Here is a 13,936-nt window from a genome sequence, read left to right on the forward strand (position 1 = left end):
ACAAAAAAATTCAAGCCTGGGCGACGACGCGCACCCACCAGCGGGTGTGTTGCTCGATACGCACCGGCAGCAGGTGGGTGATGTTGCCCAGCAGCGTGGCCGGCTCATCGAGGCGGAACACCCCCGAAAGGCGCAGGTCGGCGATCTGCGGATCGCAGCGCAACCAGCCGCGGCGGTAGCGCCCGGCCTCGGCGAGGAACTCCGCCAGGCGCATGTCGTTGACGATCAGCAGGCCGCGCGCCCAGGCGAACGGGTCGAGGGTGGCGCTCGGCAGCGCTGCCAGTTGTCCTGGGAAGAGCGCCAGGCCATTGCCCGCCTGCACACGCTGTGTGCCGCTGGCAGCGCTGACCTGCACTTCACCGCGCTCGACATGCAGCTCGGTGTATCCGTCGCGTTCGCGCAGTACCGCGCGTGCCCGGGCGGCATCGCACACGCCATATTTGCAGCGCACTTGCCAGGCGCTGCCATCCATCAGCAGTTCACCGCTGCGCAGCAAGACTTCGTGACCGTGCACATCCACGGCACTGTCGGTGTTCAATTGCAGGTGCAGGCCATCGACCAGCCATTGGCGGCGCTCACCAACCCGGGTGGCGAAGTCGCTGCGCCAGGCCGGCGGCGCGGTGCCGATCAACAGCGTGGCACTGCCTGCGGCCAGGCCCACGCCGAGCAGCTTGAGGGTCCGGCGGCGGCTCAGGTCGACATCGGCCTGGCGCAGCAAGGCGGCGGTGCGGGTGGCATCGGGCAGGTGACTGTCACGGAAATGCCCGCTGACCTGCTGCATGCGTTGCCAGGCCAGCTCATGCCGGGCATCGCGCAGGCGCCACGCTTGGCATTGGCTGAACAGTTCGACGTTGCCCGGGTGGGCACGCAGGCGCATCTGCCATTCGATAGCCATGCGCACGATGGCTTCAGGCACGCGCTCGGGCGTGGCCGTCACTCGAAGCACACCCGGTAGCAGTGCATCAGGGCACTGGCCACATGGCGTTCGATGGTGCGGCTGGACACGCCGAGCTGTGCGGCGATCTGCCCGTGGCTCAAACCTGCGAGCTGATAAAGCAGAAACGCTTCGCGGACCGCAGGCTTCAGGCCATCGAGCAACTGAGCGATGCGTTCCAGGCATTGCAACGCCTCGTGACGCACTTCCGGCGACGGATAGCTGGTTTCGGGCAGCTGCGCCAGGGCCTGCAGGTAGGCTCGCTGCAGGGCGTCGCGACGCCAATGATCGACCACCAGCCCTCGGGCGATGCGGGCCAGCAGGGCACGAGGCGCCTGGGCACTGATCGGTTGGTTGCGTACCAGCAGGCGCACAAAGGTGTCCTGGGCCAGGTCCGCCGCTTGCTGCGAGCAGCCCAGCGAGCGCCTCAGCCAGGTGTGCAGCCAGCTGCGCTCGGTGTGGTAAAGCACCTCGAACGGTATGATCGCATCGGTTTCAGGCGTGGCCATGCAGCGCCCCAGGAGCAAGGGTTATGGGAAAAAACGCGCACCATAAACGCGAATCGTTCCCAGTTCAAACTTTTTCTCGCAGTGGGTGCTGCAATGTGGGAGCGCGAAGCTCCCACCAGAGGAGGGGATGAATCAGAGACTGACGGCTTTACCGTCGCTACGCACCTGTTCCAGCAACATGTGCAACTGAGCGACCTGCTGGCGCAGCTGGTCACGTTCGTCCTTCAGTTTACGCAGCTCATCGCGGCGCACGGAGACATAGAGGGTCTGGGTTGGAGTAGCAGGCATCAAGGTACCCATGAGCACACCTCGCGGTTTTGGCTGGTGACAGTTAAAGCGTAGACGCTTCACGCGGCGCGCATTCTGAATTCTTTCTCTGCCCATGGGAACTTTTTTGTTTAACGTTGTCACGCCGTTCGTCGCTGAACCCTCGGGCGTCGTGCTGGACTAATCTGGAAAGTTGAACTGTGTTGTCATCCATTTCGAAAGGGGAGCGTCGGCTCATGCAATTGGGAATCATCGGGCTGGGCCGCATGGGCGGCAATATCGCAAGGCGGCTGATGCGCGCCGGCCACCGCACTGTGGTGCATGACCGCAACCGTGACGCCATCGTCGGGCTGGAAGGCGAGGGCGCCCAAGGTGCCCACGACCTTGGCGCACTGGTGCAGAAGCTCAAGGCGCCGCGCGCGGTGTGGGTGATGCTGCCGGCCGGCGAGCCTACTGAGCAGACCATTGCCCAGCTGGCCGAGTTGCTGGAGCCGGGCGATGCCATCATCGACGGCGGCAACACCTTCTATAAAGACGACATGCGCCGTGCGGCCGAACTGGGCAAGCGCGGCCTGCATTATCTGGATGTCGGCACCTCCGGCGGCGTCTGGGGCCTGGACCGTGGCTACTGCATGATGATCGGTGGCGAGAAGGACGTGTTCGAGCGCCTGGAGCCACTGTTCAAGGCCTTGGCACCGGGCGTCGGCGACATTCCGCGCACCCATGGCCTCAGCGGTGAGCACCAGCGTGCCGAGCATGGCTACATCCATGCCGGCCCACCCGGCGCCGGGCACTACGTGAAAATGGTGCACAACGGCATCGAGTACGGCCTGATGCAGGCCTATGCCGAAGGCTTCGACCTGCTGCGCAGCAAGGGCGGCAACGAGCTGCCCGAAAACCAGCGCTTCGACCTGAACGTGGCCGAGATCGCCGAGGTCTGGCGCCGCGGCAGCGTGGTCACGTCCTGGCTGCTCGACCTGACTGCCGATGCGCTGGTGGCCGACCCGCAGTTGGCGCAATTCAGTGGCTCGGTATCCGACAGCGGCGAGGGCCGCTGGACCATCGATGCCGCTGTCGAACAGGCGGTGCCGGTGCCGGTGCTGTCCAGTGCGTTGTTCGCCCGCTTCCGCTCGCGTCAGCAGCAGGGCACCTATGGCGACAAGATCCTCTCGGCGATGCGCCTGGGCTTCGGTGGCCACGTCGAGAAAAAAGACTGATGAGCAAACAGACCATACCTGCTGCTCCGCCCTGCACACTGTTCCTGTTTGGCGCCAACGGTGATCTGGTCAAGCGCCTGCTGACGCCGGCGCTTTACAACCTCAGCCGCGACGGCTTGCTGGACCGCAACCTGCGCATCGTCGGCGTCGACCACAACGCGGCCACGGCCGCTGAGTTCGCCGAGCGCCTGCATGCCTTCATGCTTGAGCGCGACAAGGGCGGTGAGGGCGCCACCAAGTGCCTGGACGAAAAACTCTGGGCGCGCCTGGCCAAGCGCCTGGACTACCAGACCGGCGATTTTCTCGACCCTGCCACTTACGCGGCGCTGGGCAGGCGCATCGACAAGACCAGCCACGGCAACGCCATTTTCTACCTGGCCACTTCGCCTCGCTTCTTCCCGGAAGTGGCTCAGCGCCTGGGCGAGGCCGGCCTGCTCGACGAGTCTGCCGGTGGCTTTCGCCGGGTGGTGGTGGAAAAGCCCTTCGGCACCGACCTGGCCAGTGCCGAAGCGCTCAACGCCTGCCTGTTGAAGGTGATGAGCGAGCGGCAGATCTATCGCATCGACCATTACCTGGGCAAGGAAACGGTGCAGAACATCCTGGTCAGCCGCTTCTCCAACGGCCTGTTCGAGTCGTTCTGGAACAACCATTACATCGACCATGTGCAGATCACCGCTGCCGAAACGGTCGGCGTCGAGACCCGCGGCGCGTTCTACGACAACACCGGCGCCCTGCGTGACATGGTGCCCAACCACCTGTTCCAGCTGCTGGCGATGGTGGCCATGGAGCCGCCGGCGGCGTTCGGCGCCGATGCCGTGCGTGGCGAGAAGGCCAAGGTGATCGGTGCCATCCGCCCCTGGACGGCGAAGATGGCCCTGAAAAACTCGGTGCGTGGCCAGTACACGGCAGGCAAGCAGGGTCGCAAGCCGCTGCCGGGCTATCGCCAGGAAAACAACGTCGCGCCCGACAGCCAGACCGAAACCTACGTGGCGCTCAAAGTGATGATCGACAACTGGCGCTGGGCCGGGGTGCCGTTCTACCTGCGCACCGGCAAGCGCATGAGCGTGCGCGACACCGAGATCGCCATCTGCTTCAAGCCGGCGCCTTACGCGCAGTTTCGCGAGTCGGAGCTGGAGCGGCCCAAGCCCAATTACCTGAAGATCCAGATCCAGCCCAATGAAGGCATGTGGTTCGACCTGCAGGCCAAGCGACCGGGGCCGGAGCTGGTGATGGAAAACGTCGAGCTGGGCTTTGCCTACAAGGATTTCTTCAAGATGACCCCGGCCACCGGGTATGAAACGCTGATCTACGACTGCCTGACCGGTGACCAGACCCTGTTCCAGCGGGCTGACAATATCGAGAACGGCTGGCGCGCGGTGCAGCCGTTTCTCGATGCCTGGGCCAACGATGGCGAGGTGCATGAATACCCGGCAGGTGAGGACGGCCCTGCTGCCGGCGATGAACTGCTGACCCGCGACAAGCGCGAGTGGCACAAATTGGGATGAAGGTTCTTTGTTGCCTGCTCGGGCCTCTTCGCGGGTGAACCCGCTCCCACAGGGGCATCACCAGCTTCGAGGTGGTGATATCCCTGTGGGAGCGGGTTCACCCGCGAAGAGGCCGGTACAGGCAACCTCATGAAGGAGGTGCAATGCCCGCCCATATCGAAGACTACGCCCTGCTCGGCAACTGCCGCAGTGCCGCCCTGGTCAGCCGCGACGGCAACATCGACTGGCTGTGCCTGCCGCGCTTCGACGCCCCGGCGGTGTTCGCCGCACTGCTGGGCAATGAAGACAACGGCCGCTGGCGCCTGGCGCCCAGTGACCCCGTGGAGCACAGCAGCCGCGAGTACCTGGGCGACACCCTGGTACTGGAAACCACCTGGGTCACTGCCAGCGGTCGCGCCCGGGTGCTCGACTTCATGCCCCTGGACGAGGCCAATTCGGTGGTGCGCATCGTCGAGGGCCTGGCTGGCGAGACAAACTTCGAAATGGACCTGGTGATGCGCTTTGACTACGGCCGCAGCGTGCCCTGGGTGGAAAAGCTCGACCCGCTGACGCTCAGCGCCGTGGCCGGCCCTGACCGCATGATCCTGTGCGCCAGCGTGGCGCCCCACGGCCTCGACCATCATACGGTTGCGCGCTTTCGCGTCGGTGCCGGCGAGCGCCAGGTCTTCAGCCTGCGTCACCAGCCCTCGCACTTGCCGGTGCAGCCCGACTGCGACATCGACCAGGCGCTGGAACACACCCTGACCCACTGGCAGGCGTTTGCCGACCGTTGCCCGCAGGTCGGCCCCTACACGGGGCTGGTGCGCCGCTCGCTGCTGACCCTCAAGGCCATGACCTACGCGCCAACCGGCGGCATTGTCGCCGCCGTCACCACTTCGCTGCCCGAGCGCATCGGCGCTGAGCGCAACTGGGACTACCGCTTCTGCTGGCTGCGCGACGCCACCATGACCTTGCTGGCGTTCATGAACCTCGGCTATTTCGACGAAGCCCAGGCCTGGCGCGAATGGCTGTTGCGCTCGGTGGCCGGCAACCCTGAACAAATGCAGATCATGTACGGCCTGGCGGGCGAGCGTGACCTCACCGAGTACACCTTGCCGTGGCTGGCCGGCTACGAACACTCGCAGCCGGTGCGGGTCGGCAATGCCGCCTCGGCGCAGATGCAGCTGGACATCTACGGCGAACTGGCCGATGCCATGACCCAGGCCATCAAGGGCGGCTTGCCACGCCATCCACGCAGTGCGGCGATCTCGCGGCTGATCCTGCCTTACGTCGAGCGTATCTGGCGTGAGCCGGACGAAGGCATCTGGGAAGTGCGTGGTGGCCGCCAGCATTTCGTCCATTCCAAGGTCATGGCCTGGGTCGCCTTCGACCGCGCTGCAGGGCTGGCCGACACCACCGAGGAAGGCCGCGAACGGGGCCGGCATTATCGGCAGGTGGCCGAGGAGATCCATCGGGAAGTCTGTGAGCGCGGGCTGGACGCGGGGGGCCAGCATTTCGTCCAGGCCTATGGCTCGGCCGAAATGGACGCCAGCCTGTTGCAGATCGCCCTGACCGGTTTCCTGCCGGCCGAAGACCTGCGTTTTCAGCGCACCCTGGCGCAGATCGAGCAGCGCCTGCTGAAGAACGGCCTGCTGATGCGTTACGACAGCGACAGCTGCAGCGATGGGCTGACGCCGGGGGAGGGCACATTCCTGGTGTGCTCATTCTGGCTGGCTGATGTGTATGTGCTGCTGGGGCGCGAGGCCGAGGCCCAGGCGCTGTACGAAAAGCTGGCCGGGCTGTGCAACGACGTCGGCCTGCTGGCCGAGCAGTACGACCCCGCCGGTAAACGCATGCTCGGCAACTTCCCCCAGGCGTTCAGCCATATCGGCATCATCAACACGGCGCTGAACCTGCACCGGGCACAGTGCCCGGTGCGTGATCGGGCACGTTGTGGCTAGGGAGCAATCTAATGTGTGACGCATTGCGTCACACATGATACTTTGCTTCGTGTGATGCATGGGATCACACTCTGGCTGTCTCCCAAATGGACACGGCGAGCTACCCATGATCATCAGTTTTCGACACAAGGGACTGCGATTCTTTTACGAAACGGGTAATACCCGGGGTATTCAGGCCAGCCACGCAAAACGTCTGAAGCGACAGCTGCAGTTTCTGGATCGCGCCATCGTCGCGCAGGACTTGAACCTGCCAGGCTGGCAACTGCATCCGCTCAAGGGCGAGCTTTCAGGCTTCTGGTCAATGAGTGATTCCGGTAACTGGAGGTTGATCTTTCGTTTCGTGGGTTCGGATGTCGAATGTGTCGATTACCTTGATTATCACTGAACAGGAGGGCTGATCATGCCTTTGCACAATCCGCCGCATCCCGGCGAAACCTTGCGTGAGGATGTATTGCCAGCGCTTGGTCTCACGGTGAAAGCCTTCGCAGCGCATCTTGGGTTTTCTCGTGAAGCGCTTTCGCGGGTACTGCATGGCCGCGCGGCCATGTCGCCAGACCTGGCGCTGCGCCTGGAGATGGCAGGTATCAGTACAGCCCGGATGTGGCTCGCCATTCAGGCCGACTATGACATCTGGCAGGCGCGCCATCGCCAGCAGCCTACAATCACTCGCTTGTTTCAGGCTGCCTGATGACCAACCACAAGATCGAAATCCGTCGCCGCAACACTGAAAAGATCCTCGTCGCCGCCGAAAAGGTGTTCGCCGAGAAGGGCTATGGCGCCACCTCGATGGGCGACATCGCCGAGCAGGCCGAGCTGCCGCGCTCCAATCTGCATTACTACTTCAGCACCAAGGACGAACTGTTCCGCGCCGTGCTGCAAGACCTGCTGGATGTGTGGAAGCAGGATGCGCTGTGCTTCGAGAACTTCGACGACCCGCGGGTGGTGCTGACCAGCTACATCCGCGCCAAGATGGGCCATTCGCGTTCCCGGCCGCTGGGCTCGAAGATCTGGGCCGAGGAGATGTTGCATGGGGCGCCGGTGCTGGGGGTGAATCTCAGTGAGAGCCTGGTGCCCTGGGCGAAGCTCAAGGAAGACAAGATCCGCCGCTGGGTTGAGCAAGGGCGCATATTGCCGGTGGAGCCTTCGGCACTGCTTTACATGATCTGGGCGTCGACGCAGCACTATGCCGACTTTGGTTACCAGGTGGCATTGCTCAACGAGGGCCAGCCATTGTCGGACATGGCGTTCGAAAGTGCCGTGCAGACGGTGACCTGCGTGATCTTGCGGGGAATAGGGCTGGAGCCCTGAAGCGGCGTGCAGGCTGACGCGATCTTTTGTGGGAGCGGCCTTGTGTCGCGAAAGGGGCGCGAAGCGCCCCCAGAATTTCAGCTTCGCCCGAAGAATTGCCGGGGCCGCGTTGCGGCCCTTTCGCGACACAAGGCCGCTCCCACAAGGCCAGTCATCAAGCTGCCTCAGCTGGCCTCGCGGTAGGGGTTGCGCGGGTCCTGCGTCCAGTTCAGGTAAGGCTTGCCGGTATCCTGCGCCACCATCTCGATGCAGGTCTCCACCGGGCAGGTGATCTGGCACAGGTTGCAGCCCACGCATTCGTCTTCGATCACGCTGTAGGCATGGGTCCCGTCAGCCTTCAAGGTGCTGGCAATCGCCTGGTGCGAGGTGTCCTCGCAGGCGATGTGGCAACGCCCACAACCAATGCACGCATCCTGGTCGATATGCGCCACCGATTTGTAGTTGATGTCCAGGTACTTCCAGTCGGTGGTATGCCCCACGGCCTGTCCGCGGAACGCCTCCAGGTTGCGGTGCCCGTGCTGGTCCATCCAGCGCGCCAGGCCATCCTTCATGTCTTCGACAATGCGAAAGCCATGCAACATCGCCGCCGTGCACACTTGCACCGCACCGCTGCCCAGGGCGATGAACTCGGCGGCATCGCGCCAGTTGCCGATCCCGCCGATGCCGCAGATCGGCAGCCCGCGGGTTTCCGGGTCGCGGGCAATCTCGGCGACCATGTTCAAGGCGATCGGCTTGACCGCCGAGCCGCAATACCCGCCGTGGGTGCTCTGGTCACCGACGATGGGGTGGGCGACCATGCGGTCCAGGTCCACGCTGGTGATCGAGTTGATGGTGTTGATCAGCGACACCGCATCCGCGCCACCTCGGTGAGCCGCCCGGGCAGACTGGCGAATGTCGGTGATGTTCGGCGTAAGCTTGACGATCACCGGCAGCGAGCAGTGCTGCTTGCACCAACGGGTGACCATTTCCACGTATTCCGGCACCTGGCCGACCGCCGCGCCCATGCCGCGCTCAGGCATGCCGTGCGGGCAGCCGAAGTTCAGCTCGATGCCATCGGCGCCGGTAGCTTCCACCAGCGGCAGGATGAATTTCCACGATTCCTCCACGCACGGCACCATGAGCGACACGATCAGTGCGCGGTCGGGCCAGTCCTTTTTCACCTGGGTGATTTCCCGCAGGTTGATCTCCAGTGAACGGTCGGTAATCAGCTCGATGTTGTTGATGCCCTGCACCTGGCGGTTGGGGCCGTAGTGCGCGGAGTAACGTGATGACACGTTGACCGCTGCCGGGTCCTCGCCCAGGGTCTTCCAGACTACGCCACCCCAGCCGGCCTCGAAGGCGCGGACCACGTTGTAGGCCTTGTCGGTCGGTGGCGCGGAGGCCAGCCAGAAGGGGTTGGGCGCCTTGATGCCGGCGAATTCGATGGACAAGTCGGCCATTTACGCTGCCTCCACGTTGAGCATGAGTTGGGCATGGATGGCTTCGGCGGCCAGCTTGCCGTGTTGCACGGCCTGGACGGTGAGGTCCTGGCCCAGCGCTGTGCAGTCGCCGCCGGCATACACACCTGCCAGGCTGGTGCACAGGTTGTGGTCGACACGGATACGCTCGCCGTCGCGCGCCAGTTGCGCGGCGACCGGGTCGGCGAGGCTGGCGTCGTCGAAGCGTTGGCCGATGGCCTTGAAGATGGCGTCGGCGGCCAGCTCGAAGGTTTCACCGGTATCGCGCAGGCGGCCGTCGGCCAGTTCGGTACGCATGAAGCGCATGCTGCGCACGCGGCCGTCGTCATCGAGCAGCACGACGTCGGGGCGGGCCCAGGTGTGGATTCTGACCTGATTGGCCTTGGCGATGTCCTGCTCGTGGCCGGTAGCGCCCATGTCGGCGTGGCCGCGGCGGTACACCAGGTTGACGTCGCGGGCGCCCAGGCGGCTCATCTGCACGGCCATGTCGATGGCGGTGTTGCCGGCGCCGATCACCAGGCAGCGCTCGGCCAGTGGCAGTTGCGCCAGGTCGTCGGCCTGGCGCAGTTCACGGATGTATGCGGTGGCGGCGAGCAGGCCGGGGGCTTCTTCGTCGGCCAGGCCGAGCTGGCGCACGGCGTTCAGGCCCAGGCCGAGGAACACCGCGGCGAACTGCTCGCGCAATTCGCCGAGGCCGAGGTTGGCGCCCAGGCGCTGGCCGTGGCGAATTTCGATGCCACCGATGCCGAGCAGGAATTCCACTTCGAGTTGGGCGTAATCGTCCACCAGCTTGTAGCGGGCGATGCCGTATTCGTTGAGGCCACCGGCCTTGTCGCAGGCTTCGAACACCACCACGTCATGGCCGTGCATGGCCAGCCGATGGGCGCAGGACAGCCCGGCGGGGCCGGCGCCGACCACGGCAATGCGCTTGCCGGTGGCGGGCGAGCGCTTGAAGGGGTGTTCGCTGAAGTGGGCATTGTCCAGGGCATAGCGCTGCAGTTGCCCGATCAGCACGGGTGCGCACTCCTGCGCGTTGTTGCGCACACAGGCTTGCTGGCAGAGGATTTCGGTGGGGCACACGCGGGCGCAGCTGCCACCGAGGATGTTGGCGGAGAGAATGCGCTCGGCGGCGCCTTGCAGGTTCTCGTCGCTGATGCGGTGGATGAACGACGGAATGTCGATCTCGCTGGGGCAGGCGTTCACGCAAGGGGCGTCGTAACAGTACAGGCAGCGGGCGCTCTCGACGGCGGCCTGGCGGGCGGTGAGGGGTGGGGCCAGGTCGGTGAAGCGCTCGGCCAGCTGGTCGCTGCCGGCGCGTGGGCGCGGCAGATGGTTCAGGGCATCGATCACGGTTGTAGCCTCTCTTTTTTATGTGGGGCTTGGAATGAGGGCGCTGCGCGCCCTTTTCGCGACACAAGGCCGCTCCTACAAGGAATCGCGATCGCCTGTAGGAGCGGCCTTGTGTCGCGAAAGGGCTGCAAAGCAGCCCCCGATGGCCTCAGCGCTGAACGGGTGTCGGGCGCTGTTGCTCGGCGCGCCGGCCCAGCACCTCGTACACCGAGGGGTAGGCCGGGCGCTCCACGTACCGACCGGCACCAGGCTCGGCGCGCAGGTCGCCATCGGCCCAGAGCAGCTTGCCCTGGCTGATGGTGTGGCTGGGGATGCCGCGCACGGTGCGGCCTTCGAAGATGTTGAAGTCGACCCGCTGGTGGTGGGTCTGGGCGGAAATGGTGCGCGTGCCCTGCGGGTCCCACAGCACCAGGTCGGCGTCGGCGCCGACGCGGATGGCACCCTTGCGCGGGAACAGGTTGAAGATTTTCGCCGTGTTGGTCGACGTCAGCGCGACGAATTCATGCATCGACAGGCGTCCGCTGTTGACCCCGGCATCCCACAGCACCGCCATGCGGTCCTCGATGCCGGCGGTGCCGTTGGGGATGCGACTGAAGTCGTTGCGGCCCATGGCCTTCTGCTCGGCGCAGAAGCAGCAGTGGTCGGTGGCGGTGGTGTGCAGGTTGCCCGATTGCAGCCCGCGCCACAGCGCTTCCTGGTGCTCGCGCGGGCGGAACGGCGGGCTCATCACGTAACCGGCGGCCGTGGCCCAGTCGGGGTTGCGGTAGACACTGTCGTCGATCAGCAGGTGGCCCGGCAGCACTTCGCCGTACACCGGCTGGCCCTTGGCCCGGGCGTAGGTGATTTCGTCCAGCGCCTCACGGCTGGAGATGTGCACCACGTACAACGGCGTGCCGATGGTTTCGGCAATGCGGATAGCGCGGCTGGCGGCTTCGCCTTCGACCTGCGAGGGGCGCGACAGCGGGTGCGCCTCAGGCCCGGTCAGGCCTTGGGCCAGCAACTTGTTCTGCAGGTGATACACCAGCTCACCGTTTTCGGCATGCACGGTAGGCACTGCCCCCAGCTGCAGACAGCGCTCGAAGCTGGCCACCAGGGTGTCGTCGGCCGCCATGATGGCGTTCTTGTAGGCCATGAAGTGCTTGAAGCTGTTGACCCCATGCTGGTTCACCAGCTCGCCCATCTCTTCGGCGACCTGTTCGCTCCACCAGGTGATGGCCACGTGGAAGCCGTAGTCGGAGGCACTCTTCTGCGCCCAGCCACGCCAGGTGTGGAAGGCCTCCAGCAGCGACTGCTGCGGGTTGGGGATGACGAAATCGATGATCGAGGTGGTGCCGCCGGCCAGCCCTGCGGCGGTGCCGCTGAAGAAGTCCTCGCTGGCGACCGTGCCCATGAAGGGCAACTGCATGTGGGTGTGCGGGTCGATGCCGCCGGGCATCAGGTACCGGCCGCTGCCGTCGAGGATTTCGCAGTCGGTAGGGGCTTCGAGGTCTTTGCCGATGGCACGGATCTGGCCATCGATACACAGGACATCGGCGGGATATTGCTCTTCATGGGTAACCACGGTGGCGCCACGGATCAACAGGGACATGCCGTTTTCCTCGCAGGCTGACCGGTCTGTGCCGGTTCTTGGAATTGTTGTAATGGTCTCGACCTGGGAGAGTTCAATCCTGTCAGGCCTGACAAGAATCGAGGCTAGTTGCTGATCGTAAATTGAGCAAGAAAATAATCCAGATAAAATTTATGGTCATTAAAGTGCTGATATATATGAATAAAAATGAAATTCATACTGTCAGTTCTGCTCGATACTCATGTTGTCGAACTTGACAGTTTCAGAATTTGGGCGAGATTTTCTACGCGAATCCAGCCGTTTCAACGCGTGTGTGTACTCCGGCCATCGCATTAGCCCGATGAGCAAACAATTAGAAAAATCTGGAGAAGGCCCCATGCAACAGAGCAGATCGGAAGTGGTCGAGCAGGCAGGCCTGTTCGAGCTGTCCGCAGGCAGTGACGTCCTCGACAGCCCACGCTACAACCACGATATCGCGCCGACCAAGGTGCACCAGCGTACCTGGAACAAGTGGCACATCACCGCGCTGTGGGTGGGCATGTCCATCTGCGTGCCCACCTACACCCTCGGCGGCGTGCTCACGGCCTACTTCGGCCTGAGCGTGGGCGAGGCGCTGCTGGCGATTCTGCTGGCCAACCTCATCGTGCTGATCCCGCTGACCCTCAACGCCTTCCCCGGCACCAAGTACGGCATCCCGTTTCCAGTGCTGCTGCGTTCGTCGTTCGGCATCCTCGGCTCCAACGTGCCATGCCTGATCCGCGCGGTGGTGGCCTGTGGCTGGTTCGGCATCCAGACGATGTTTGGCGGCTTGGCCATCCACCTGTTCCTCGGCTCGATCTTCGACGGCTGGCGGGCGCTGGGCGGCACCGGCGAGGTGATTGGCTTCATGGTCTTCTGGTCGCTGAACCTGTGGGTAGTGCTGCGCGGCGCCGAGTCGATCAAGTGGCTGGAGACGCTGTCGGCACCGCTGCTGGTGGCGGTCGGCTTCGGCCTGCTGTTCTGGGCCCTGCCGCACATGTCCATGACCGAGCTGCTGGCGCAGCCACCCAAGCGCCCGGAAGGGGCCAGCGTAGTCAGTTACTTCTGCGCCGGGCTTACCGCCATGGTCGGTTTCTGGGCCACCTTGTCACTGAACATCCCGGACTTCAGCCGCTATGCGAAAAGCCAGAATGACCAGATTCTCGGGCAGATCTTCGGCCTGCCGCTGACCATGTTCCTGTTCGCCGCACTGGGCGTGGTGATGACCGCCGCCTCGGCATCGCTGGTGGGTGAGACGGTGTCCGACCCGGTCAGCCTGATCGGCAAGATCCACAGCCCCGGCTGGGTGGCGCTGGCCATGGCGTTGATCGTCATCGCCACACTGTCGACCAACACCGCCGCCAACATTGTCTCGCCGACCAATGACTTCCAGAACATCGCTCCGCGCCTGATCGGGCGCAGCCGCGCGGTGTGGCTGACGGGCTTCATCGGCCTGGCGCTGATGAGCCACGAACTGCTGAAGAAGCTTGGCTGGATCGTTTCCGACCTGAGCCTTGAGAGCGTCTATTCCAACTGGTTGTTGGGTTACTCCAGCCTGCTGGGGCCGATCGCCGGGATCATGGTGGTGGACTACTTCCTGGTCCGCCGTCAGCAACTGGACCTGGCCGGCTTGTACCGCGATGACGTGTACCCGGCCTGGAACTGGCCGGGTTTTGCCGCCTTTGCCCTGCCGGTGGCGCTGACCGTGCTGGCCATCGGCAACAGCAGTTTCAGCTGGTTCTACGACTATGGCTGGTTCACCGGCTCGCTGCTGGGCGGGGCGCTGTACTACGCCCTGGGTGGCATGGCGGTGCGCAGGCCGGCCGCCGCGCCAGTACAAACCAATAAAAATGCCTGAGGAGAA

The 13,936-nt window shown here is 64.2% G+C and carries 13 protein-coding genes; 7 read left to right on the forward strand and 6 right to left on the reverse strand.

The features are described 5' to 3' along the window. Positions 1-10: 10 nt before the first annotated feature. The 3 genes from ACIPW4_RS12520 to ACIPW4_RS12530 all read right to left on the reverse strand — a co-directional run bounded on the left by ACIPW4_RS12520 (position 11) and on the right by ACIPW4_RS12530 (position 1,743). Entirely contained in the window at positions 11-937 is a 927-nt protein-coding gene (locus tag ACIPW4_RS12520) for a DUF4880 domain-containing protein (protein WP_400658220.1), read from the reverse strand. Beyond that, positions 934-1,443, reverse strand: coding sequence for a sigma-70 family RNA polymerase sigma factor (locus ACIPW4_RS12525; protein ID WP_400658221.1), 510 nt, complete (start codon positions 1,441-1,443; stop codon positions 934-936). The genes ACIPW4_RS12520 and ACIPW4_RS12525 overlap by 4 nt, the downstream gene beginning before the upstream one ends. A 132-nt stretch (positions 1,444-1,575) precedes the next feature. Then, positions 1,576-1,743 carry a DUF6026 family protein gene (locus tag ACIPW4_RS12530; RefSeq protein WP_400658223.1) on the reverse strand — a complete coding sequence of 56 codons (168 nt, stop codon included), beginning with the start codon at positions 1,741-1,743 and terminating at the stop codon, positions 1,576-1,578. A 203-nt stretch (positions 1,744-1,946) separates the two neighbouring features. On the opposite strand from ACIPW4_RS12530, the gene gnd reads away from it, so the two are divergent. From gnd to ACIPW4_RS12560, 6 genes are all read left to right on the forward strand, one after another. After that, entirely contained in the window at positions 1,947-2,927 is a 981-nt protein-coding gene (gnd, locus tag ACIPW4_RS12535; RefSeq protein ID WP_400658225.1) for a phosphogluconate dehydrogenase (NAD(+)-dependent, decarboxylating), read from the forward strand. Then, complete coding sequence (gene zwf, locus ACIPW4_RS12540) at positions 2,927-4,432, forward strand: glucose-6-phosphate dehydrogenase (protein ID WP_400658226.1); 1,506 nt, start codon at positions 2,927-2,929, stop codon at positions 4,430-4,432. Before gnd ends, zwf begins: the two co-directional genes overlap by 1 nt. A 143-nt stretch (positions 4,433-4,575) precedes the next feature. Next, complete coding sequence (locus ACIPW4_RS12545; protein WP_400658228.1) at positions 4,576-6,372, forward strand: glycoside hydrolase family 15 protein; 1,797 nt, start codon at positions 4,576-4,578, stop codon at positions 6,370-6,372. Between the two features lie 106 nt (positions 6,373-6,478). Further along, positions 6,479-6,757, forward strand: a complete 279-nt coding sequence (locus ACIPW4_RS12550; RefSeq protein ID WP_400658229.1) for a type II toxin-antitoxin system RelE/ParE family toxin — start codon at positions 6,479-6,481, stop codon at positions 6,755-6,757. Between the two features lie 15 nt (positions 6,758-6,772). Further along, on the forward strand, positions 6,773-7,060 hold the full coding sequence (locus ACIPW4_RS12555) for a HigA family addiction module antitoxin (protein ID WP_400658230.1): 288 nt from the start codon (positions 6,773-6,775) through the stop codon (positions 7,058-7,060). After that, positions 7,060-7,680, forward strand: a complete 621-nt coding sequence (locus ACIPW4_RS12560) for a TetR/AcrR family transcriptional regulator (protein ID WP_400658231.1) — start codon at positions 7,060-7,062, stop codon at positions 7,678-7,680. Before ACIPW4_RS12555 ends, ACIPW4_RS12560 begins: the two co-directional genes overlap by 1 nt. A gap of 164 nt (positions 7,681-7,844) precedes the next feature. Here ACIPW4_RS12560 and preA read toward each other — a convergent pair whose 3' ends face one another. From preA to hydA, 3 genes are all read right to left on the reverse strand, one after another. Next, entirely contained in the window at positions 7,845-9,119 is a 1,275-nt protein-coding gene (preA, locus tag ACIPW4_RS12565) for an NAD-dependent dihydropyrimidine dehydrogenase subunit PreA (RefSeq protein WP_400658233.1), read from the reverse strand. Next, on the reverse strand, positions 9,120-10,487 hold the full coding sequence (locus ACIPW4_RS12570; RefSeq protein ID WP_400658235.1) for an NAD(P)-dependent oxidoreductase: 1,368 nt from the start codon (positions 10,485-10,487) through the stop codon (positions 9,120-9,122). Between the two features lie 148 nt (positions 10,488-10,635). Beyond that, entirely contained in the window at positions 10,636-12,075 is a 1,440-nt protein-coding gene (gene hydA / locus ACIPW4_RS12575) for a dihydropyrimidinase (RefSeq protein WP_400658237.1), read from the reverse strand. A 355-nt stretch (positions 12,076-12,430) separates the two neighbouring features. Between hydA and ACIPW4_RS12580 the strand changes: the two genes are divergently transcribed. Beyond that, positions 12,431-13,930 (forward strand): NCS1 family nucleobase:cation symporter-1, encoded by a 1,500-nt coding sequence (locus tag ACIPW4_RS12580; protein ID WP_400658239.1) that lies wholly within the window; start codon positions 12,431-12,433, stop codon positions 13,928-13,930. The last annotated feature ends 6 nt before the right edge of the window (positions 13,931-13,936 follow it).

Source organism: Pseudomonas sp. NPDC089996 (genome assembly GCF_044748405.1).
Classification (GTDB): domain Bacteria; phylum Pseudomonadota; class Gammaproteobacteria; order Pseudomonadales; family Pseudomonadaceae; genus Aquipseudomonas.